Consider the following 23,132-nt stretch of genomic DNA (forward strand, 5'->3'; position numbering starts at 1 on the left):
TCGGGCGTGAATACATGGCATTTGCTGCTTTGTTGCCTTTTACTGACCGCCTCCCCTTTCCTTTCTATTGGAAGGGCGTTCATTTCGTTTCGGTTCAAAAACACACCCAATCAGTCCGTCAACTCACACCACCACCATCAAAAAATGCTCGCAAAAAACATTATCGTAAACTCAAGAACACGATCATGACCCCTCAAAATTGGAAACAACACGTCTGTCGCAATCGCGGTTTGAAGTCTGTAAACGCTTCCTTGTTGCCTTTAATGTAATCGAGAAGAACCATGGGGCTCAACGGCAACACCTTCACTCATGCGGCCCAAAGCATTCCCCAAAATATGGGGAACTAACAACGTCCATTTTTCAACCCACCAGATGCACGACACCCCTTTTGATAAAAGCGGTGCGATGTCGTGCCTCTTTTATTTACATTTAAAGGTAACCACATGAAAGATAAAACCTCACGCTTCAACCTTCCTCTTACGTATTGGCGTCACTTTTGTACGCTACTGGCCGTCTACTTTGCCTGTGCGTCACCCGCTTACGCCGATGACCTTTTTGCCAGTGGTAAAGATACCGTGACCAACACGGTAGGGACGGGGTCTTCTGGCGAGTTCTACATTCTGGTGGCAGGCCTGATTGGCGGCATCATCGTGGGCATCATGCAAAAGAACTGGGTGGGTGGCATCATCGGCTTTTTCGTTGGCGTGGTGTTCTGGGAAGTTGGTAAAGGGTTTGTAGGCTTATAAACCACATAAGGAGAGCGCGAAACTATTCGCCCTATTTCACTATGGATCATCAAGACAAACAAACCCTCTTCGCTTTTCCAAACTACTTACAAACCGACGTCAAAATAGTCGGATTTCCAATCGATGAAATACTCCCTTCTATCTTGTTGTTTTTGATGTTGTTCAACATCAATCGGTTGGTCGCGGTCGCCGTGTGTATCGGCTTTTTCCTCACCATTCGCAGCTTAAAAGTCCGACACGGCCCCAAATTCATCATTCACTTCATCCACTGGTATGGGGATGACACAGCGAATAAAACCATTTTTAAACGCACGCCCCCCGCCACAAAAAAATATTGGATTTACTGATGCTCAATGAACATAACGGCGAGGCGCTTAAAGCGGCTCGCTTTATCAATTACGTCCTCACCGCGGTGGTGTTGATCACCGCCTTAGGAACCGCTGGGTTGAGTTTTGCTTTATTAAGCCAAAACCAAGCGGAAAAGCGCACCTTCGTGCCACCTCATATCGACCGAGCGTTTACGATCTCAAGCGATGCGGTTGATGAAGCGTATCTTTCTATGATGGCCGATTGGTGGATACACCTAAAATTTAATGTCACGCCCTCTAACGTTAAACGTCAATTCAACTTACTCATTACCTACGTGCCGCCTAAATACTGGAGTGGCTTACAAGACAAGTTGATGCGAGAAGCCGAATTTATCATCGAGAACGACGTCACCAGTTTTTTTGAAGTTGACACGCTGTCTATCAACCTGAATGAAATGAAAATACGGGTCAAAGGCACGCTCAACAAAACCATCGCGGGGCGCACACTTGACCCTGAGCCCGTGACGTATCTACTCCAAGCCGATTACTCAAGTGGCTTGATTGAACTTCACACCATCGCCCAAGAGATACCGTTATGAAAATACGCTTGATTTATGCTTTTTTTGGTTTGTTGTTACCCATCATGAGCCACGCCCATACGATTGACGCAAAGACCTACTATTTTGAGCAAAATGATACCATTGTGTTGCCCTTATCCTCGGTCAACACCAACCGTTTAGTAGTGAAAGACGACAAGATATTAAACCTTCATTGCCCTAGAGGGTTTTGTCTCGCTAAAGCCAATCAACGAGACCAATCGGGCTCTATTACCGTCAAACTCAACATCGCCTTGCCTTTTACCGCGCACGTCACCACAGAGAAAGGTCAAAATTTCTCGCTTTTTATCAACCCTAAAGCCGTCCCTGCGGTGGTGAATGAGTTTATTCCGCTTCGCTCTACTGCAGAGAAAAGTGTCTTTGAAAAAGATCTCGAATACCCTTTGGCCTTGGGGCAACTCACCAAACAAATGATACATTGGCAGCGTTCAAAGACGCCTATCCCAGGGTTTCGTGTCCATCCGATTGACCCCGAAACCCTCCCCAAAGACACGTCGCCACTGGCCATTATTCCGCAGACCCTTTTTGTAGGCCGCCCCTTCTCAGGGCTTATTTATCAAGTTAAAAACCAATCCAATGACACCGTCACTCTGACCGAAGCGCAATTTTACAGTTACGCCAGTCGGAGCGCCTCACTTGACCGTTATACCTTACCCCCAGGTGAATCTACACATCTGTACATCATCACAGGAGGTCGCGAATGAAACGATTGAAACAGTGGCTTTTTAGAGAGTCAGACTTAGAGGATGGAGTGCTCGCCAATGACCAAAGTAAGCAGCGTAACCAAATACTCAGCCTGTTAGCCGTTGCGCTCTTAGTCGCAGTTTTTTTTGCGTTTAAAGCCTTTAAACAACCTCGAACCTCGCTAGATACTGCGAAAGAAGTCGTTGAGTCAGCCCCCAATTTTGGGGAAATCATTACTGATGATTTTACCGACAAAGACAACCGCTCAGCCTTGACCTTACAAGGTCAAGACATTGAAGACGTCAAAGAAAAGATGGAAAACCTCAATCGAGACGTCGATCGTTTGATGACGAGCAACGAAAATACGATTTCGCAAATGAAGAAAGAGAACGAGATCTTACGCGAGGAATTACGCCAACATCAAGAAGCGCAGCGCACCATCGCCTTGCCATCAACCCAATCGCTATCCTCAAAGGAAGCCGGTCACCTCACCGTCATGGGAGAGCCTGCGCCGTTTGGCTCGCGCCCACTTCCTCCCAAACCTTTACCCTCTTACGCCACCAATGATCTGCAAAAAGAGAGCTTTCAATACAGCAAAGCCGATAAGGCCTCGTTTGATGACCAAGGGCAAGCGTTTGACTCGTTTGATTTTTTTTGGACAGCCTCCTCAGAGTCAGCGTACCAACGAACCGTCGACAATTACGTCCCGTCGGGCACCTTTGTGACCGCCAAAATCACCGGTGGCGCCGATGCCAATGCCGGGGCGTTCGGCCAAAGTGATACCGCCCCCATCGTGTTTCAAACCGTGCATGAAGGCGTGTTGCCCAATGGAGAAAAGAGCCACCTCAAAGACTGCACCATCATTGGGAGCGTGTACGGTGACCTTTCTTCCAATCGCGGCGTGGCGCGCACTCACACCCTCAGCTGCATTCGGGACGGTCGAATTTTAGATATCCCCGTTCAAGGCACCGTCTTTAACTTTGGGCGCAATGGCATCCGTGGCACCTCGATTTTACGTAACGGCAAAATCGTCCAAATGGCGGGGATCTCAGGCATCTTAACAGGACTGGGTGAGACCGGGGCGGGCTTGGCCAGCACCACCTCAACCTCAGCGCTTGGCTCAACGTCGAGCCTCAACAGCAAGGATGTGGGATTAAGTTTATTGGGCAATGCCACCTCGGACGTGGGGAGTAAGCTTTCGGATTACTACATTGCCTTAGCCGAGTTATATCACCCCTTCATCGAAATCAATCCAGGGGGCATCGTGAATATCGTCTTTACGAAAGGGTTCCCTCTGGATGATGAGGAAGCGATCAAACGCTATGTTGATCATCAGACAAAAGAGCAAGAGCAAGCAAAACCAGACACCCTTTTAGAAACCATCACACTCAACCCTCTCGCGGCAGAAGTTAACCAACAATTAAATTAAGGTCGGCTTTTATGACTATCAAACTTTTCACAGCGCTGCTTATTAGCCTACTAGCAGGTTGCTCTGCGGGCTTTCAAGATGAATTTAGTTGCCAAAAAATCGGCGGTATACCCGGCTGCGCCAGCATGGATGACATTCGCAACATCTCGACACACCCAACAACACAACAAGTCGCCGAGGCTAACGTCCTGGCTTCCCACCCTTTTGCCTTACTGCCAAGACGCACCCGTGAAGGCCATCCTATTCGAACCCAAGACACGGTTAGGAAGGTGGTGATTTTTCCCTTTACTTCGGATGACACCACCACTTACCTCGACACAATGGATATTTACATTGTGTTAGACGAGTCTACCTGGACAGGTCGCCCTGTTCAGGCTATCAAGAAGGATTAACGCCATGGGCGTCTCAAAAGATTTAAAGGGTTTTTATCAAGAAGCCAAACGTGAATATAACCACCTTCATTCTGAACTGCCTTACCGCACTTTTGATGCGCAGCACAGCCTCTTTCATAACAAAAAGGGCGTAGGATTTGGATTCAAATTGAGCGTCTTAACGGGGGCGAATGACGACATGGTGGAGGCATTTAACCGTCTCATCATGGATTTACCGCCTGGCCATAAATGGGATTACCATTTTTCCATGATGGGCCACAACCACGTGAGTCATTTGATTGAGCAAAATACCGCCTTGAAATCCGCTCGTGCGGGTATTTGCAGTGAATTAGCAAAACAAGAAGCCGATTACGCCAACTTTGCGGCTCACCACGGCTTTTTTCATCGTCAGAAGCATTACTTTGACATCAAAGATTACAGCGCGTGGTTGTTTGTCTCCAGTACGGACGATGTTGATAGTGTGTTGGATTGCAAAGAGGCGCTCACCACGACTTTATCCCAAATTGGACTGGAGCTCACGCCGCTTACCCCCGAAGGCTTAATCAACTACGTCGAAGGCATTCTCAATTTTGACCCCACACAAACCGCCCCTCGCGGATCTGACTACGCACCAGAAGCGTTGATCTACAAACAAGTCCTCTCTCCTGATACCGAGTTTTTAACTCGCCGACATTACACCGACGTTCGCTTTAGTAACCGCCAACATCAAACGGTGACCTCGCGGATCATTTCATTGGGTTTACGCAGTACACCTCGAACTTTCCGCCTTTACGCCTTGCCCGATTGTTTTGCGTCCTTAAAGAGCGTGGCCAAAAATGTGCAATGTCCACACCTCATGACCCTCAATTTTCGCCATCAAGAATCGGGCAGTTTTGCGACCAAAAATGGCGGACGCATTGGAGAGCTGGAAAAAACACTCAAGTCCCCGATGGCATTTTTCTTCCCTCAAGCGAAGAAAGAGCAGAGCGAACGCGAGCAAATTCGAGATGAAATGTCGGATGGCATCAACAGCATGGCATACATGCACCTGACGCTGACGTTATTTACCAACAAAAAATCCGAGCGACTGCATCGCACTACTGCCATTAACGCCTTTCGCTCTGGCGGGATTGATTTACAAACCGTCTCGATGCTGCAAAGCCAAGCGCTCATGACGACCTTACCGTTCATGATGACCGATGGGTTTTGGGCCGATTGCGACCGTGCTGGACGCATTCAAACCGTAAAAACCGGCAATGTGGCCAACCTCTTGCCTCTTGTGATGGACGTAAAGAATTTCAGTGGCGGCATGATGCTTCCCACCATGCGCCAACAAGCCTTTTGGTTTAATCCGTTTAATTGTGGCTCAGATAACTACAACATCGCCCTGACCGGAGGCTCCGGGGCAGGAAAATCCTTCTTTGTGCAAAAGCTCGCCGAAACCCTCTTTGCCATGAACGGTAAAATCTGGGCGTTAGATAAAGGAAAGAGCTTTAAAAAGCTCACCTTGATGCTTGGCGGCCGCTACATGACAGCTGAGAAGATTTACCTCAATCCATTCACTCACCTGGAACGCATTGCCATGGGGGATGACTATACCGATGAAAAAGGCGAACAGGTCAACCCTCTCAAGGAAACGCTGCACACCATCACCGGACTCTTTGCGACCATGGCCTGCCCCACACACGAAATGGGAGATTTTGAAAAATCGGTCCTCGGTGATTGCATCATTGCGGCTTGGCAGGCACACAAAAGCGAGACGTTGGTTGACCATGTGCAAGAAGCGCTGTTTGCGGCGGCCGAAAAACAAGGCGGTGATCGCCGCCTTTCTGATATCGCCATGCAACTGAATAAATACCGCTCAGAGGGGATCTACGGTGACACCTTCAATAAACCGTCCATGCTGGATCCCAATGTCCACTTTACCACCATTGAACTCGACGGATTTCCCTCGGACATCATGCGACCGGTGATTTTTGCGCTGATGTCGAGCATCACTCAGCAGATGTACCTTTCAGGCTCTCGTTCAACGCCGAAGATGTGCATCATTGAAGAGGCGTGGTCTCTGATGGCTGGCTCTAATGCACAGGCACAAGAATTCATCAATACCGGTTATCGCACCGCCCGAAAATTTGGGGGTTCGTTTTGCACCGTGACGCAAGGGATTGAGGATTTTTACAGCACACCTGAAGCGCTCGCTGCGTTCAATAACTCCGACATTCACATCACTCTGCGTCAAGGCAGTGGATTGGCGAAATTCATCAAAGACAATCCTTCACACTTTTCACCCTATGAGCAATTTGTCATCAAGAGTTTTGAAAAGTCCTCCATCGCCGGTTACAGCTCTGTCATGCTAAAAACCGGTGATGTAACGACCTTTCATCGCTTGTTTGCCGATCCTTTTACTCGTGCGTGCCTTTCGACAGAGCCGCATGAGTTTGAGTACTGTGAAACCTTGATGAACCAAGGCGTCCCACTCATGGATGCGGTCAATCAAACCGCAGAGCATTTTTACGGACCAGAAATTGAGATCTTCAACACCCTCATCTATGGTAAGGAGGCCAAATGAAATCCATCCGTCACACACGTCTTGTCGGTGCCCTGTTTGCCATAGTGTTGATGATGTTCACGCTGATGGCCGTCAAGCTCAACACCGCCCCTCAAATCGTGGTCTTCGATATCGAACAAACGTTAGCGCAATATCAAGACCAACTCATTGAAGCCAACCTCAGCGATCAGGAGCACAGCGCGCAATTGGCGACCTTTGATACGGAACTCAGGCGGCTCTTGAAAGAATACGCGCAAGCGCACCATCTCGTGATTATCGTGCCAGGCGCGCTCATCAGCGGCGCACCGGATAGAACCACCGAGATCCAACATTACGTTATTGAGGCGCTTAAAAAGGAGTCATGATCTTATGATTGTTCACGGGCATTCATTCATCAAACCAACAGCACTCTCAAAGGTGCTCGGTCTCACTTTACTTGCCATCGCCCCCACCGCTCTTAGTCAACAATTTGGGCGTCAAGGCGAACTTTTCCCTATTGCAGAGGTAGACATGTTGCAATGGATTAACAGCAGATTGACACACTTAGAAGCCACGGAAGAAACCGCAAAGATGCAACAGCAGTTTGTGGAGAACGTAGAAAATAACGTGCGAAGACCCCCTCCCGTTAAAGGGTTGACCGCCACCACCGCGCCCAACACCTTTTACATCGACCCATCATTAAAGCTGGCCACCGATATCAAAGATGCACAAGGTAACCTCCTTTATGCTAAAGGCCTCGTCATCAACCCTTTTGATACCGACACTTGGCCAGTCGACATTCCCAAACAATCATTCGATTACTCGTATGTGATTGTCTTTCTTGATGGTGACGACCCAAGCCAGCGCGCTTGGGCTAAACAATACCGCGCAGATAAGCCGATAAAATGGACCCTCACCAACGGCAGTCCAGAAAACGTCGCCACGGAGTTTGACGCCCGAATTTATTTTGACCAACAAGGTCACTACAGCCGTCAATTTCAACTCTCACACATTCCCGCTCTGATTGAACAAGACGGAGCGCGGTGGAAGATCACAGAGATCGATGTGACGCCGTTCACCACCATAAACAAGAGTGCGACGAACACAAAATAAGGAGAAAGACCTTGAGATCCCATGGGTTATTACTGCTTGGTTTGTTCCTATTTCCTTGGCAAACCCAAGCTCAATCCGCCGCTTGTACGGGGCATTTCTTAAATCCATTGTCTGATATTTGTTGGGACTGCCTATTTCCTATGACACTGGGCAGTGTGCCTCTCATTAGCTCGACATACCCTGACACCGCCAACCCAAGCATGCCGATCTCCTATTGTCCTAAACCCCCGCCCATTTTTATGCAAATTGGCTTAAACATTGGGTATTGGGAGCCGTATTCCTTGGTGGACGTGACGCGAGTCCCTTATTGCATGGTCAACATGGGGATGCAGTTGAGTAATGACAATAGCCAACAAATAGGAGGCTCGCAGCACGACTCAAGCAGCAAAACCAGCGGCAATGCTTTTTATCACGTGCATTGGTACAAATATCCGGTGATTTACTGGCTACAACTGATGCAGTCGGCCGCCTGCATGGCCACGGATAATTTCGATGTGGCCTACCTCACCGAGCTTGACCCGTTTTGGGATGATGATGAGATGTCGTTCATTCTTAACCCCGAAGCCATTTTGTTTGGCCACCCCATCACGCAGCTCTCTTGCATCACCGAAGCCATGGCGACCACCACCGGGCGCGTTTTGCCTTTTGATGCGCTTTTTTGGTGTTTAGGCTCACAAGGCAGCGTCTACCCATTAACCGGTAATAGCGCTTACTCTCATACCGGCCCTCAAGTTGGCACACTGATGTTAGAGCGTTTTAATTTTAAAATGCACAGGCAAGGCATTGTGTGGGAAACCCGGGGCGAAGATGGCGCAATCTGTTACCAATGGCCAGAGCCTATCTTGCCGAAAAGTCGCTATCGCTATCAATTGTCGGCACCGATTGGTGATGCCGCTCATTGTTATCCCTATGGCACCACCTCGTCACTTTGGGAGCAAGGTAAAGACAACCCAACCACCGGCGGTAACTTTGGTTTTGTGAACTGGCGAAAACGTAATTGCGTATTTTTATAAGGAAATGAGACGATGTCATTTAGCCCAAGAGCCTCATGGCTGTTACTTATTCTGCTGGTTAGCCCTCTCTCAACAGCCGAGAAGGGTTACTCTCAAGAAGAGCTCAAAGCGCTTGCCAAGCAAGAGCAGACCATTGCAGCGCCAACCAATCACAGTGAACTGACCACCTTTCTTGAACGAGGTCAGCAACATAAGCAAGAAGCGTTGTCGATGAATCAACACCTCGATAACGTGTTGCAAGACTCGCCACTGGCGAGTGTTCTTGGGGTGCCTCAGGAAAATCCAAACAAAAAGGCGCAAGGTGTGATGGTGTTTGTGTCGCTTTCCATGCCAGATAACGCGCTTAGACAGCTACTCAAACAAAGTCAGCAATATCAGGTTCCTCTCGTGATACGTGGGGTACTGCCAGAAGGCATGGTACCGACAGCCTCTCGAATACTGAGTTTGTTAGAAGCGGACGACGAAGAAATGGCCATTGATAGCGGTTTTGCCATCAGTCCACAGTGGTTTCGTCAATTTAACATCACCCACGTCCCCGTGTTTGTGGCCATTGGAGAAGCGTGCAATGAAGCGTCTTGCCCGCAAAGTGATTACGACATGGTTCACGGCAACCTCTCCCTTCCTAACGCATTAACGATTTTAAGCCAAGGCGATGTAGGACACATCGCCAAACAAGTGCTCAATAGGAGTTCCCCTTGAATTCGCCCTTTTCACTACTTTTTGTTTTTCTCTCTTTCAGCGCTGCTCTCTTACTCTCCCTTCATACCCTTGCCGCCCCTCAAGAAAACACATTCTACGACAACGTGGAGTGGGCGAAAAACACCCCGAACGAGGCTTACAATGACTCAGAAATGACGCTTAACCTGTCAGACTTCTGCAGCGACAATAATCCAGGGTGTGAAAGCAAAATCCGACAGCCTGATGAAGCCGGGATGACTGATGCACAAATCACAAACCAATCCACGTCGGAGTTTGACAGCAACGAACAAGCTCAAGCGATACAAGAGGGGTTTGACAATAATAGTGCCACCATTAACCCCAATGATGACACGTATCGATTCGCCACCCTTGGCATTGAGAACGCCTATGAAATCAGTCATGGTCAGTCTAATCAGTACGTGGATTGTGACAACGCCACGCAATGCGTCATTGATAACATCGCAAAGCAATGCTACCGACCAACTCACAACCCGGTCCCGTGTGACAAAGTCCCCGTCGCCTCCGTGAGCCTTAGTGAAGTGATCTACCGCTGCCCATCCGGCTGGACAAAGCAAGGGGATAATTGCCAACGCCCTCTCTCACAATGCCGACACGATAATCACAATTACGTGAGGCAAACGGGGGGAACAAGAGGGTTTACAGGGTCAGATACCACGTATTTCTGGGATGGGAAGGTTGTCTCTCCCAACCAAGGCTACACGCTTGGCGATTTAAAACAGACCGACCACATTGTCTGGAAAAGTAACGAATCCTGGTATAAACGCTACCAGATTTGTCGCCCCACCACACAAACGAAAAAAGTCACCTTGAGCTGCTCAAACGGATTCTCCTTATCCGGAGGGAACTGCATCAAGAACAACATTACTTGGCGAACAGAATGCAACCTGATGAACTCATGCAAGATCACTCGCCAGCAATGCATTGAAGGTCGAGCCACCCGCATCATTAATGGCATACCGACCACGCTTGATTGCTGGAAGTATCGGGTTGAGCACCAATGCACTCGACCCAATACGTGCAACGTCCTGCCCGCCGATTGCACCACGACGTCAACCCATTGCAGCCTCCAGCAAAACGGTGTGTGCATTGAGGAGAAAGTCAATAAATCCTGCCCACAGCGGCGCTGCAGTGCCACCCAATTAATCTGTGGAGAAGAGAGCTTTTGTCTGGATGGCGATTGCTTTGAAGCCATGGCGACCACTTCAAACCGCTTTAATGAAAGCACCTCAGCCTTAGCCGCGCTCGCAGAAGCCGCTGACGGTATGGGTAACCCACCGAAGATATTTACAGGCAAAGGCATGAAGTGCACAGACGCCGCTTTTGGTTTTGCCGACTGCTGTAAAGACGGCGGTTGGGGCACGAGTATTGGCATAGCCCAATGCAATGATGAAGAGAAAGCGCTCGGTCAAGCCAAAGAGCAAGGCATTACGATAGCCCTTGGCCGTTATTGCGCAGAAAAGGTCTTAGGCGCGTGTATCCGGGAAAAGAAGACCTACTGCGTCTTTGATAGCAAATTGGCGCGCATCATCCAAGAGCAAGGCTCGAAAGGTCAACTTGGCATCAGTCTGGGAACCGCCAAACACCCCATTTGCGGCGCCCTTACCCCCGAGCAGCTTCAAGACATAGATTTTGAACGCCTCGACTTTTCGGACTTCTACGACGACATGCACGGCAACACCAACCTGCCTTCGGCCACAGAAATCCAAGAGCGATTACACAGCGCTTATCGCCATTAACTTAATCAATGATGAGGACATGATATGGATCCCCTACTCCCTTTACTTGTGGCCACCCTGTCGACAACCGGGTTTGCCATCACCCTTATTCGGCATCTTCTGTTCAAACGAAAACTCCATCAGCTCAAGCAAGAAATGATGAGGCACCAACAACAGCGTGGCATTGATGAAGCACTTTGGACGTTATTTCACACGCGCACCCACAAGATGCTGAGTTTCTGGCAATAATGAGGTCACACCATGAAGGACTTATCCACAAAAACGGTGAACAACTCAATTAACCGATTAACAATCAAACCCCTACCGTTAATGTTGTTGGCTTTATTGGCCTTTCACAGTATCGCCGATGAGCCCCCCAAGGGGTGGCGCTGGTATAACGAGACCAAAGCGCCCAAAGTCCCTCCCAAAGAGGAGGAGAGCCTCCCCCCCAACAGCGTCTCTACCGTGATGAGCGCCACCGAGCAGATGCAATGGTTCCACCGCGCGTTTGATGAAGCGTTAAACGATGCCACCATTAACCCAACCGATGAAGAGAAAAATCTAAAATTGATGAAGCTGAAAAAATTCATCGATGGCAAGACCACGCAAACGGGCATGACCTTCAAAAAGCTCATCAACGAACACCCCGAATACTCGTACACCAAAGACCGCCCCACAGAGCAAGCCGCAAGAGCGACGTACTATCAAGGTATCCAACTCAAAAACGAAGCCACTGTGCGTCAATTGGTACAAGAAGGTTGGGGCCTCTACTTCATCTACGAAGGGCAAGACGCCTTATCTCAAACCCTAGCACCCTCAATCCAAGACTTTGCCCACCGGTACCACATCGAACTGGTCGGGATCAGCAAAGACGGTCAGACCTTTGAGACGATTAATGAAAACCGTATTGATAAGACAGGGCGTGTACAGGTGCGCTACACACCGGCTTTAATGCTGGCCAATATCCACACCAAAGCACTCAAGCCCCTCGCCTACGGCTTCATTTCACAAAAAGACTTGCTCTCTCGCTTTCACAACGTCGCGACCAATTACCAAGACAGCGACTTTTAACTTAAGGACGCCCCGATGAACGCTTTTATCCGCACGTTATTGTTGAGTACGCTGATGACGCTCGCCTCAACCTCCCTCACTCAAGCGCAACCCCCTCATGCGATGACAGGCCAATACGCCTTGGTGTTCTTCCATTTTAGTCAGTGCGCTGAGTGTCACCACTTTGCCCCAACCATGAAGCGGCTAGAGCAAACGACTCAACTACCTGTGTACGATTTCTCCTTTGACGGACAACCCATCCCCGGTTACGCGACGCCTATACCGACCAACTCTGACATCACCGCTGCGTTTTTTGGGGATCTCAAAAACGCCATTACGCCCGCCACGTTCTTAATCAACGTCAGCAATGGTAAGTACGTGCGTTTGAGTGAAGGCAATGTTCCATACACTGAGCTGCTTAAGAGCTACCAAGCCTTGCGCGCCGATGTGGCCATCATGGAGAGTTTACAATGACGCGACCTACCCTCCTGGCTCTCTTAATGAGTCTTTCATGTTCACTTCATGCCGGCGGCTTGGGCGACGCCATGAACAGCTTTTGGGATGACAGCAGTTTTAACAGCAACATCACGAACCCAAGTGCCTATCAGGGTCAATCCGCCACCTACTATAATGCGGGCAGTTTGTTTGCTCGCACCAACATCAAAAACATTCAACTGGCCGCCATCACCTTGCCTTCTGTCAGCGCAGGGTGCGGTGGCATTGACGCCTTTATGGGCGGCTTTTCTCATATTAACTCTGACCAACTGGTGGCTTTTGGTAAAGCCGTCATTGCCAACGCCGTGCCCTTCGCGGTGGATTTAGCGCTGCAAACTTGGGCGCCGAGCATCAAAGAGAATCGGGACAAACTGCAAGCCATTGCTGATCAGTTCCTCACCACCTCGATGAACTCTTGCCAAGTAGCGCAATCGGCGGTCTCTGGTTTAGCGGCCTTTACCGATGGGGAAGCCAAGCGACATGCCTGCGCCACCCTAGGCACGCAAAGCAACGCTTTCGCTGATTGGTTAGAAGCGCAACACGAATGTCGCAACGTCCGTACCAACCAGAGCACACTGGCTAGCAACACCGATGACGCCACGGCGCACGCAGTGAAAGTGAACTTAAATGTGGTGTGGGATGCGCTCATGAAAAGCGCTTACCTTCAAGACAATCAAGAGGTCGCCGAGTTTATCGTAAGCCTCACTGGCACCGTCATTTACGACGCGCAGGGGACGCCAAGCTACATTCCGGCCATGTTAGTGGGTAACGACACCGCCATTAACGCCCTTTTGACCGGAGGGGATTTGGAGGTGTATCGATGCGACAACACCGAGACCTGCCTTTCGATGAGCCTAAGCGCCATCAGCCTAAATGAAAGCCAAGCCTTTAACGCCAAAGTGCGCCACACCGTCGATACGCTCTATGCCCACTTACAATCTGACCAACCTATCACCGACTCAGAGAAGAGCTTTGTTGAACTCAGTGACATTCCTATCTTAGCAATGCTCATTGATGATGCGCACCTCAACCTACAACCAGAAAGCCATTTATACGCTCAAAATATTGCCGCCGATCTCTTGCATGCCTATCTCAACAACATGCTGATGATCGTCAATCAATCCATGACCAACCTCGCTTCGGTTAACCCAACCGACGTCAATCGCACTCTCGAAGGCATCAACAGTGCAAGGGATTACTTACAAACCATTCGAGACCGTCACAAAACAAAATTGAACGCGTACTTAGCCCTCACTGAGCGCTTAAAACGCAAACGAAAGCTCCTTAGCCAATCGGCAAGTGACGCTACCCTATCGAACCTCACCTTTGGCCATTAAAGGAGATCCCCAATGACCTTAGACTTTTATCTCTATGGCGCAGGCCCTCAATTACAACGAGCCTTGAACGCCGTCGCCACTTTTTTTACCACCAACACCTTTGGCTCGTTAATCGAAATCGCCTTACAACTGGCCTTTATCATCAGTGCCACCCTATTTTTTGTGTCTCGAGACGCGAAACATGTGATGCGTTTTATGTTCATTTACTTGGCTATCCCCACTTTTCTTATCAGCATGAAAGCCACCGTCCATATCAATGACGCGCAAAATCCTATGCGCATTTATTACGTGAATAACGTGCCTTACATCGTCGCAATACCCGGTTGGGCGGCCACCACGTTCATGCACGGCTTAACCGAAGGCATTGAAATCGTCTTTAGCAGTACAGAGGATGAAAGCTACAGCTCCTCAGGCATGGTGTTTGGTTCGAATTTATACACGTTGCTTCGTAGCGCCAACGCCGAAACCATTGATCTGCAACGCTATTGGAAAGACTTTTATCACAACTGCATCGTCGGAGACATTCGAATTAACAAAAAATACACCATGCAAAACATCCTGCAAGCACCGGATTTGCTGGGTTTTCTCGCCACAAAATCGATGTCCCCCATTCGTGGGCTCTATAACCCCCAGGGTCAATACAGAACCTGCCGCGACGCGTTTCCTGAACTCACTCAACAATTTGATGAAGAGGCCAATCAAACCATGAATAAACTGGGCGCGTATATCTTGGGACGAGAGAGCAACATCCAGTCAACGTTCTTAAGAAACGCCATCGAGAATAGTCACCAAGATTTAATTGGGGTCAGTAACAACGCGGTCGATATTTTAAAACAGAACATGGTCATCAACATGACGCGATGGAACATCGAAAACACGCACCGAGGTATCGCGGCCAACTACGCCTACACCGCCAACCAAATGCAAACCACCACCATGTGGGCCAACATTGGGCTGCAAGCCAAAGAGTTCATTCCAATGATGCACTCGATAGGAGTGATTTTGTTTGTCTGCTTTGGGGCGATCATTGCCATCATTGCCTTGCTGCCACACATGGCGCTGCCTGTCCTTAAAAACTACGTTGGCAGTTTTTTCTATCTGGCCACTTGGCCGATGATATTCACCATCCTCAACGCGATCATGATGTGGTTCTTAGAAGGGGCGACCCAGGGCGCGACACAAGGGTTACGCGGCATTACCCTCTCGAACATGAGCGGCATTGATTACGTCAACACGCGTTACGCCTCCATTACCGGGTACTTGATGATGTCCACCCCCGCGATTGCTTTGGCGTTAACCAAGGGCGCAGCGGCCATGATGAGCAGCTTAAACTACCAACTGGCGGGGATGATAAACCAAACCAATGCCCGTACGTCAGCCGCGGCCTCAAGCGGTGACATCAGCCACGGTAATACGCAAATGCAGACCCACACGTTTAATAACGTCAATGGCAATAAGTTTGATACGTCGACATTGCTGAAACAACACGGCAGTACCACTCAAAGCGAAGACGGTATGCTTTCAACGCAATACGGTGATAGAACGGTGTATGACACTAGCCCTACCGCGTCGAATTTCCAGTGGAATGTCGCCAGCTCTAGTCAATACAGTGAAGCGGTGCAAGACTTGCACACTAGCGCTCAATCCAACCTCTCGACACAACAAACGGCCTTGTCACAAAGCACACAAAGTGGCTCTCAATTGATGGCCGATTGGAAAGAGAGTTATTCTTCAACCCAAGGTTACGGTTTAACTCATGGACACGGTGCAACTGCTGCCGCTTCAAAAGGCTTAGAGCAGGTCAGCTCCGCCACTGAGCAAGTCAGTGCGGCAACCGGATGGAGCCATGAGAAAGCGAATGCCTTCTTACACTCTGCGTACGGCGGTTATGACGTGAACGCTGGACTGTCAAGCGGCGCTCTCGGTGACGCCGTAGGGTTTAATGGGAGTGTGAACGCGTCCACGGGACAAAAATGGACACAGGAAGACCGCGAAACGCTCAGCAGCATGAGCAACGAACAACAAAGCCAAATGCAAGCCGCTATCGAATCCTACCGCTCTGGTGCCAACCAAACCATCGATGCGAGCAACCGCCTCACGGCCGACGAACGTAATACGGAGATGGGCACTTACGCCACTGGCTTTACGGCGAACTTTAGTGAGACGCAAGGGTTGATAACGTCCACGACACAATCTCAACAAGAGGTCGATACACTCAGTCAAGTCAACAGCCAAGAGCAACGTCATATGGCCAGCCTGACTGAGAAACTGGAAAAACCATTCCAAGCGTTTGTTGAAAACGGGCGTACGAAAGACGAATCAAGGTACATACTCACGGGTCAGGACGACGATGCTCGTCAATCCCGCGCGAATGCCTGGGAAGAATTTAAAACAACCGACACGTTTAAAGATTTTGTGCTCGCCAGCGTACCCACTCAAGAAGAGCACGAACAAGCCTTTAACCCTGAGCCGACCCAAGCCGAGTGGCAAACGATGGTGGGGGAACAATTTAAAGGCAAGGCTCTAGGTAATACTGGTCAAACGGTGCTGGAGCAGCATCAGAAACGCGGCGGTACAGAGCGGTATTTCAACCCCGACAACCACTCACAAATCGTGGAGGATACACGTGAGCAATTTGAGAGTACCAGTAACCGTGTTGAGCCCCCCTCAACCTTGCAGCCAACACAGAAGCAGTAGGATCAAACCCGTTCTTAATCTATAAATAATGGTTAATTATTGAGCGACTCAAGTGAGATATCAAAACAACCTAGTATTATACACAGTATAAAATGGAGGATTAGTAATGAATAAATGGATCGTATTAGGCTTAACCACATGTTGCTCTTTTTCGAGCTTAGCCAATAGTCAAATTCCAAAAATTGACCAACTCATCAGTGTCAAGAACCCTGCAGATATGCGTTACTACGTTGAACATTATCAACATCCGGATAGGCCTGAGTATCGAGATTTATTGATTGGGGTTCGTGTTGCTGCGGATACTATAAATCTGTATACCACGCGCTTAGACGCTCGCAATCAACGTATCGATTATTGCTTGCCCATGAAAGATCCCGCCAATCGCGAAACATTATGGGAATGGAAAACCGAAGAGTTAATGGAGCTGATTAATAACCAAATTGAACATAATATTAAAAAATACGGTAAACCAGGCATTAACGGGTCTATCGGTTATTACTTAGCAATGGGGCTCAAAGAGCAATACCCTTGCCCGGTTCAAAAGCAATTTTAAGCTATTGGTTTACCCTACCAAAAGTTATCCATTCTATAATGCTGTTCGCTGTAAATCCCCGTGATGTTTCACGGGGATAAATTTAGACCAAGCTACTGACTTGCCGAGTTTTTCAAGGTAATGATGGCTCCGCCCTCTGCTGTGTCCTAATAGGCTTGATATATACCTATAGGCTTTCAACCAATCCAAGTTCATTACTTGTAATCTGGTTTAATTTTTTGCTGAAACTCCCCCTGTTGATCCCTAACATCCTAGTAGCCTTTGATTGATTACCACGCGTATGAGTTATCAACTCAGTAAACAATGTTTTTAGCACCGTAGGAGTAACCCAAGACATATCCGGGCTAGCTGATTTATTATCAAACCATGTTAGCTCCAGTTCTGCTCGGATAAGTTTTTTCAAATGGTCTTTGTTGATTGGGGTTAGTTGGTCATTCATATAAATTGGAGGTTGATAATCGATTTTATCATGTTGGCAAATTTATCATGAAAGTGCCTTAAAATCCGCTCACTCCCAAATTTGATGTCATGCAGGCTTTGGTTTGTAGTCGCTTGGTGGGCACAGTCATCTTGACTTGAGTATGTCGTCTACTCGACAATTATGAGTTAGAAGTGTTCGGATTCCGAACAAGGAATCCGACTTCAAGCGTTGCCTTCCCTGCCCTAGCTCATCAATAGCTATCATCCTGATAAATATCACCTTACAAACTATACCCATCATCTATCGCTTGTGTTTTAATGCATCTAAACGCTTATCGGGTAATCTTCAAATGGCACGAAAAAACGATGGAATCATATGGCACTTAATGGACGCTCCATGGTGGTTAAGCGTAGTGCTCTCTGCTTGTATTTATTTTGGGCTTTCATATCTATTGCCTAGCTTGGCCGTGGATAGCAATAATTTCATCTTTGAAGCTATTGCTCCAAACTTGCCCTTGATGGCTCCATATTTTACGTTCTTATTTCTTCTCCCCGCACCGATAGCGTTTTTCAAGCAATATCAGAGGAAAAGAAGCTATCTCAAGACGAACACTCAGATTAAAATTCAGAGGAATACTTCCCCACTAAATCACCTGACTTGGATCGAATTTGAAAGTTACATAGGAGAATACTTTAAGTCTCAAGGGTATGCGGTCAAACAGTCTTTCGCTCAAAAATCTGATGGCGGTGTTGATATTTGGCTTACAAAAAATAGTGAATTAAGCCTTGTACAATGTAAGCATTGGAAAACTCGCAAAGTGGGTGTGCAAATTCTAAGGGAAATGTACGGTGTCATGATCGCGAACAATGCCAGTAAGATGATTATCGTAACTTCAGGAGACTTTACTTCTGAGGCTGTCACTTTTTCTCTAGATAAGCGCCTGTGGCTAGTCAACGGCAGCGAACTAGTACATATGATTGAAGATGGCCGCAGCTTTCAAAATAAACCATCAATATCGCCCCAAACACACAGGGCAGGCGTCGAATCTATGATTTGCCCTAGTTGCCAATCTAAGCTTGTAATGCGTGTTGCTAAGCGAGGAGCTAAATCTGGTATGTCTTTTTATGGTTGCTCTACGTATCCAAAGTGTCGTTATACTTGCGACTGCTGAGTTTTAATCTATTCGCAAAATACGCTTGTTGTAGCAAGTAATCTTTGATGGCCCGAAAGTTGCTGCTGGCATCTATGCTATTTGGCATGGCCAACAACTGATTTATTGCGGTATCTCTGGAAGACAAGGCTAGGTCTGGCAAGATATTGGAGCAATTACCTCTTTTAAACCCTCTCTAGATGAACCTTGTCCAGTTCTGAGTCAGCATGTCGTCGCGACTCATGTTCTCAATCTCTATTGTCTTCCGACAGTTGAAATTGCGGCGTTTCTTTCTCTGGTAAAATAAAGCAGAGAATGCTCTAACTTACTTGTCGCTCTCCAATTTTCCAAGCTATGTACTTGTAAACTTGCCTACCGCAATCATCTGATACATAATGACACTACCATCTGATAAGGAGTTATTGTTATGTCACAAATGCAAGCATTCAAGCCTGTTAAACAGCCAGCTAGCTTTTGGCAGCAAGTAGGTATTCCATCGCGAGGGGTAACCCTTTATGAGTCTGTTCATAAAGGTCTGGATTTTGATGTTTTTGACAAACTAGCCAAGCACTCTAAATTGGAAAAGAAAGAGTTGGCTACCGCTGTTACAATTCCACCAGCCACACTAAACCGCAGATCGAAAGCGGGACGTTTTAACAAAGACGAAAGTGATCGTTTGTACCGTTTTGCTGAGATATTCAACCAAACCATCAACTTGTTTGAAGGTGATATTTTGGCCGCGTGTGAATGGATCAAATCCCCTGTGGTTGGTTTGGGTAATCGCCGCCCTATCGATATGGTTGCCACAACTGCTGAATCAGAGGGTGTGCTAAACCTAATTGGACGATTAGAGCATGGGGTATTTTCTTGATCACTTTGTACCGAATCGTAAAGGAAAAGTGGGAAGAGTCAGCTTTCGATGGCGAAGGCTCCAGACTGTACGGAGGGCGTTGGAATTCTATTGGACGGTCTGCGGTTTATGTTGCGGCGTCAGAGTCACTTGCCATTTTAGAAATCTTGGTTCATCTCAAAAATACCAAAGTACTTGAAAATTATGTCTTGTTTACGTTGGAACTGGATGAAGCCGATGCTTTGGTCCTTGAAAATGACGACTTACCGGACAACTGGAATGAAGAGCCAGCCCCGCTTCAGACAGCCGAAATAGGTGATCAATGGTTATCGAGCTATTCAAGCTTGGCGCTGGCGATCCCATCGGTGATTGTGCCTCGCGAACAAAACTATGTGCTCAACACAAAACATCCAGGTTATCCAAAACTCATCAAAACGGCCAAAAAACACGAAATTTCTTTCGATACCCGGCTTCTATAAATCAGCGATTCCCACTGTAAATGTCCGAGGACATTAAAGTTTGTCAGTTCCAATAAAGTCTGTTCATTTCCAATATAGTTTGATCTGTTTTTGGCTACATCAAGTTAGACGGCGAAGATAAGTTAAACCACTTTCTGCCCCAAAATGTGTTTAGATAGCTGCAAACCTTTATAAGAATAATTTGTGCAACAGGCTGTTGCACAAATCAGTCAGAATCAAAAATGCCCCAAAATAAGCCATCGAACCACACAACAACTCATAATAGTGAGCAGGTAAATCAAAGTCATAGACATGGTGTTGGAAGTTGCCCTTTTCCTCCGTGGACGCCCTCACAGATTTTATCTTTGAGGCGATGCAAAGGAAAACTAGCTGAATGGATTGGGGCATCTCACGAGGTGGTCAGTAACGTCGCCAGCCTCGATAGGGCAAGCTGATTTGGTTGTTTTTTCTTTTTGCAGCAGCAAGCGTTGACACGTAGTGAGTTCGGGAGAAAAGTGCAGTGACAGTGTGTTCATGGTCACAGTGCTAGACAGGCAGTAAATTTTCTTGCGGTGATCGGCAAGGTTTGTCCAGATCGTGTAAGACGCTTTGTCGGCGCAATAGGGGTTAAAGTGTACAGGCACAGAGCAAGCGGCCACCAATGATTTAGCTTGATACACCGCTTCGCGTCGTTTTTTTGCCGGTTGAGCAAAGGTAAAGTAATAACTGGCGCGCTCAAAGCGTTGTGTGGCGCTATTACCGCCAGGCGCAGAAAATACTGGGTGTTCAACTGGAGCGCTCGGTCTTTGGCCCCAAATATACTGCCAATAGGCAGTCAGCATTCGTTGAGTTTTGTAGTCCGGTTGATTGGTGACAACGCTATCCTGAGGGCTCTCATAGAGTTCAAATCGACCGTTGCGCACTTCGATTACGCCTGAACAGCCATCTGCATCGGAAAGAGCAAGGTGAAGATGCGATTGTGTGTTAGAGGTGTCGGGCAAAAGCTCCGAGACAATTGTAACGTTGTGAGTGGCAAAATACTGAATAGCTTGCTGGACGTTAGCAAAGCGGTCGAGCACAAACTGAACCCAGCGATTGGCGCTGAGGAACTTACCTTTACCATCAGTGGGGCCATAACTGACATGAGAATCATATAAGCCGTTTACTGCAAGCCCCGCTTCATTTAATCCGTCTACGGCGGCATAACCCTTTTTGTCGCTACCCATGACGGTGGTCAAACTAGCGTATTTAGATGTCCATTGCAGTACCTGCTGCGGAGCAATATGGATTTTTGCCGCTGAGTCGGCGCTAAGACCTCGGTTTACCGTGCCTTTAGGGAAGGCGTAAAAGTAAGTATTGACGGGCCAATACCAATCCATGTTGCGCGCTGTCACTGGAAATTTATTGTTTAAGTTATTGAATATACGTGTGCACATATGCGTTGATATCCTTGTTGTCAATAAGTTAAATAGGTTATCATATATGAGACTTATAGGCATTTAACCCATGGACGAACATATGGACATAAACGAGCTCGATGGCAGCTTAACGCTACGCCTCAAAGTGCTTAAAGGCATGAGTTTCGGGATCGGAAGCTTAGCTGGCTTGATGGCTATCGGTAACTTTGTTATTAGCCAGAGCTATATATACGGTACGTTGGAAGGCTTATATGCGCTTTACTCTTGGCACGTTTACCGTCAAATCGATAGGGGTAATGTATACAAGGGCCATAAGTACATTATGTCACTGTGTCTGACGTTGCTCGTCATTATTGGCACCTTCCTCAAGCCAACAGTCAATGGTGTATTTTTTTGGTCGCTGGTTTTACCTATTGTTTACTATTTGTTGCTGGGCTACAGAGTGGGCTTTTTCGCAACCACATGTTTATTTATCATCCAGATCGTCAACATCACTTATCAATTTTACCTAGAGCAGTACTTTGACATGTTGACGATGATGATCAATTTCTCCTTTTGTTATTTCAGTATTTCGGCGGTAGCACATGTGTATGAGTTCAACCGTGAGTCAACGGAAAACAAGCTAAGTAAGTTGGCCACGCTTGATCCGCTGACTGGAACCAATAATCGCCTCGCATTGAAGCATCGTTACCAAGCGCTAAAAGCTCAAGGAACATCATATTTCCTATTGGTATTGGATATCGATCACTTTAAAGCCATCAATGATGAATACGGTCACGATGGAGGAGACTGCGTACTTCAGTCTGTGGTGAAAACGATAGCCCATGTGGTGGGAGGGGAGAATGTGTTTCGCCAAGGGGGAGAGGAGTTCTGTATTCTGTTAGCTGGTGTCTCTCAACAGCATGCTCTCAAAAATGCAGAGGCTATTCGTCAAGCAATTGATAAGACGCCTGTGCGCTATCTAGGGAGGGCGATCTCTGTGACGGTCAGTATTGGCTTGGTTGAGGCGCATGCGTCGAGTTATATCGATGAAATCCAGCGTCAAGCAGATGCCAATCTTTATGATGCCAAATCACAAGGGCGGAATAGAGTTGTTGCATAACACAATTGAACATCGACCTTCTCTGCTGTCTCTTGAGGCTGCAGTACACTTTTATCCATTGCCCCTATTGCCTGTTGAAAGCTTGGCTAGATCTGACCGGGCCCTAGTATTGCTGGGGGCTTCACCAAGCATTTTTCAATACCAAAAGTTATCCGATTCAAACTAAATTATTAGCATCTCTAACGCAGAAATGTCCAGAACCTTCGTAGGCTGAATTTTTACCCGTGGCATTTTCTAGCACGTTTGTGTCCCATTCCTTTTCAGCGCGAAAGTTTACTCACAATCTGTGATTGTACGTTTGCCTTACCTGTAGTTATCCGAGGGAGTGTCGAAGTAAGCTTTTTAAAAATTATGCGTC

General features: G+C 47.7%; 25 protein-coding genes. 23 read left to right on the plus strand and 2 right to left on the minus strand.

The annotated features are described in order from the left end of the window. From AACW75_RS16755 to AACW75_RS16845, 19 genes are all read left to right on the plus strand, one after another. Positions 1–269 (plus strand): hypothetical protein (locus AACW75_RS16755; RefSeq protein ID WP_237297857.1); only part of this gene is annotated, 269 nt, incomplete at its 5' end. A 174-nt stretch (positions 270–443) separates the two neighbouring features. Next, the gene (locus tag AACW75_RS16760) at positions 444–746 is read left to right on the plus strand and encodes a type IV conjugative transfer system pilin TraA (RefSeq protein ID WP_016800279.1); all 303 of its coding nucleotides are present in this window, start codon (positions 444–446) and stop codon (positions 744–746) included. Positions 747–787: 41 nt separating this feature from the next. Beyond that, positions 788–1,093, plus strand: coding sequence for a type IV conjugative transfer system protein TraL (traL, locus tag AACW75_RS16765; protein ID WP_016800278.1), 306 nt, complete (start codon positions 788–790; stop codon positions 1,091–1,093). Next, on the plus strand, positions 1,093–1,653 hold the full coding sequence (gene traE / locus AACW75_RS16770; RefSeq protein ID WP_016800277.1) for a type IV conjugative transfer system protein TraE: 561 nt from the start codon (positions 1,093–1,095) through the stop codon (positions 1,651–1,653). The genes traL and traE overlap by 1 nt, the downstream gene beginning before the upstream one ends. Next, positions 1,650–2,375: a type-F conjugative transfer system secretin TraK gene (gene traK / locus AACW75_RS16775; RefSeq protein WP_016800276.1), complete on the plus strand. Its 726-nt coding sequence runs from the start codon at positions 1,650–1,652 to the stop codon at positions 2,373–2,375. The genes traE and traK overlap by 4 nt, the downstream gene beginning before the upstream one ends. Continuing rightward, positions 2,372–3,784: a TraB/VirB10 family protein gene (locus AACW75_RS16780; RefSeq protein WP_017061841.1), complete on the plus strand. Its 1,413-nt coding sequence runs from the start codon at positions 2,372–2,374 to the stop codon at positions 3,782–3,784. The genes traK and AACW75_RS16780 overlap by 4 nt, the downstream gene beginning before the upstream one ends. 11 nt (positions 3,785–3,795) lie before the next feature. Continuing rightward, positions 3,796–4,176, plus strand: coding sequence for a type IV conjugative transfer system lipoprotein TraV (gene traV, locus AACW75_RS16785; RefSeq protein ID WP_016800273.1), 381 nt, complete (start codon positions 3,796–3,798; stop codon positions 4,174–4,176). A gap of 4 nt (positions 4,177–4,180) precedes the next feature. Further along, complete coding sequence (gene traC, locus AACW75_RS16790) at positions 4,181–6,724, plus strand: type IV secretion system protein TraC (RefSeq protein WP_016800272.1); 2,544 nt, start codon at positions 4,181–4,183, stop codon at positions 6,722–6,724. Beyond that, complete coding sequence (locus AACW75_RS16795; RefSeq protein WP_016800271.1) at positions 6,721–7,068, plus strand: TrbI F-type domain-containing protein; 348 nt, start codon at positions 6,721–6,723, stop codon at positions 7,066–7,068. The genes traC and AACW75_RS16795 overlap by 4 nt, the downstream gene beginning before the upstream one ends. A 4-nt stretch (positions 7,069–7,072) precedes the next feature. Beyond that, a complete protein-coding gene (gene traW / locus AACW75_RS16800) occupies positions 7,073–7,795 on the plus strand; it encodes a type-F conjugative transfer system protein TraW (protein ID WP_237297858.1) in 723 nt (240 codons plus the stop codon). A gap of 11 nt (positions 7,796–7,806) precedes the next feature. Beyond that, on the plus strand, positions 7,807–8,808 hold the full coding sequence (gene traU, locus AACW75_RS16805) for a conjugal transfer pilus assembly protein TraU (protein WP_220503519.1): 1,002 nt from the start codon (positions 7,807–7,809) through the stop codon (positions 8,806–8,808). A 12-nt stretch (positions 8,809–8,820) separates the two neighbouring features. Next, the gene (gene trbC, locus AACW75_RS16810) at positions 8,821–9,507 is read left to right on the plus strand and encodes a type-F conjugative transfer system pilin assembly protein TrbC (protein ID WP_016800267.1); all 687 of its coding nucleotides are present in this window, start codon (positions 8,821–8,823) and stop codon (positions 9,505–9,507) included. Continuing rightward, the gene (gene traN / locus AACW75_RS16815) at positions 9,504–11,264 is read left to right on the plus strand and encodes a type-F conjugative transfer system mating-pair stabilization protein TraN (RefSeq protein WP_237297859.1); all 1,761 of its coding nucleotides are present in this window, start codon (positions 9,504–9,506) and stop codon (positions 11,262–11,264) included. The genes trbC and traN overlap by 4 nt, the downstream gene beginning before the upstream one ends. A gap of 24 nt (positions 11,265–11,288) precedes the next feature. After that, on the plus strand, positions 11,289–11,492 hold the full coding sequence (locus AACW75_RS16820) for a hypothetical protein (RefSeq protein WP_016799995.1): 204 nt from the start codon (positions 11,289–11,291) through the stop codon (positions 11,490–11,492). A gap of 81 nt (positions 11,493–11,573) precedes the next feature. Next, on the plus strand, positions 11,574–12,314 hold the full coding sequence (traF, locus tag AACW75_RS16825) for a type-F conjugative transfer system pilin assembly protein TraF (RefSeq protein WP_080582247.1): 741 nt from the start codon (positions 11,574–11,576) through the stop codon (positions 12,312–12,314). Positions 12,315–12,329: 15 nt separating this feature from the next. Then, complete coding sequence (traF, locus tag AACW75_RS16830; protein WP_016799993.1) at positions 12,330–12,767, plus strand: conjugal transfer protein TraF; 438 nt, start codon at positions 12,330–12,332, stop codon at positions 12,765–12,767. After that, positions 12,764–14,125: a conjugal transfer protein TraH gene (locus AACW75_RS16835; RefSeq protein WP_017061846.1), complete on the plus strand. Its 1,362-nt coding sequence runs from the start codon at positions 12,764–12,766 to the stop codon at positions 14,123–14,125. The genes traF (AACW75_RS16830) and AACW75_RS16835 overlap by 4 nt, the downstream gene beginning before the upstream one ends. A gap of 12 nt (positions 14,126–14,137) precedes the next feature. Further along, on the plus strand, positions 14,138–16,822 hold the full coding sequence (locus AACW75_RS16840; protein ID WP_237297860.1) for a conjugal transfer protein TraG N-terminal domain-containing protein: 2,685 nt from the start codon (positions 14,138–14,140) through the stop codon (positions 16,820–16,822). Between the two features lie 106 nt (positions 16,823–16,928). Then, positions 16,929–17,375, plus strand: a complete 447-nt coding sequence (locus AACW75_RS16845; RefSeq protein WP_145568546.1) for a hypothetical protein — start codon at positions 16,929–16,931, stop codon at positions 17,373–17,375. A 166-nt stretch (positions 17,376–17,541) separates the two neighbouring features. Here AACW75_RS16845 and AACW75_RS16850 read toward each other — a convergent pair whose 3' ends face one another. Then, positions 17,542–17,814 carry a helix-turn-helix domain-containing protein gene (locus tag AACW75_RS16850; RefSeq protein WP_102429245.1) on the minus strand — a complete coding sequence of 91 codons (273 nt, stop codon included), beginning with the start codon at positions 17,812–17,814 and terminating at the stop codon, positions 17,542–17,544. 331 nt (positions 17,815–18,145) lie between these two features. On the opposite strand from AACW75_RS16850, the gene AACW75_RS16855 reads away from it, so the two are divergent. From AACW75_RS16855 to AACW75_RS16865, 3 genes are all read left to right on the plus strand, one after another. Continuing rightward, entirely contained in the window at positions 18,146–18,967 is an 822-nt protein-coding gene (locus AACW75_RS16855) for a restriction endonuclease (RefSeq protein WP_237297861.1), read from the plus strand. 406 nt (positions 18,968–19,373) lie between these two features. Continuing rightward, positions 19,374–19,817 (plus strand): type II RES/Xre toxin-antitoxin system antitoxin, encoded by a 444-nt coding sequence (gene parS / locus AACW75_RS16860; RefSeq protein WP_016800265.1) that lies wholly within the window; start codon positions 19,374–19,376, stop codon positions 19,815–19,817. After that, positions 19,814–20,275 (plus strand): RES family NAD+ phosphorylase, encoded by a 462-nt coding sequence (locus AACW75_RS16865; protein ID WP_016800264.1) that lies wholly within the window; start codon positions 19,814–19,816, stop codon positions 20,273–20,275. Before parS ends, AACW75_RS16865 begins: the two co-directional genes overlap by 4 nt. A gap of 365 nt (positions 20,276–20,640) precedes the next feature. Here AACW75_RS16865 and AACW75_RS16870 read toward each other — a convergent pair whose 3' ends face one another. Continuing rightward, positions 20,641–21,753 (minus strand): linear amide C-N hydrolase, encoded by a 1,113-nt coding sequence (locus tag AACW75_RS16870; protein WP_032554952.1) that lies wholly within the window; start codon positions 21,751–21,753, stop codon positions 20,641–20,643. 19 nt (positions 21,754–21,772) lie between these two features. Here AACW75_RS16870 and AACW75_RS16875 point away from each other — a divergent pair, with 19 nt between their 5' ends. Continuing rightward, positions 21,773–22,774: a GGDEF domain-containing protein gene (locus AACW75_RS16875; RefSeq protein ID WP_017093451.1), complete on the plus strand. Its 1,002-nt coding sequence runs from the start codon at positions 21,773–21,775 to the stop codon at positions 22,772–22,774. Positions 22,775–23,132: the final 358 nt, after the last annotated feature.

Source organism: Vibrio sp. L3-7 (assembly GCF_963898195.1).
In the GTDB taxonomy this organism is placed as follows: domain Bacteria; phylum Pseudomonadota; class Gammaproteobacteria; order Enterobacterales; family Vibrionaceae; genus Vibrio; species Vibrio echinoideorum.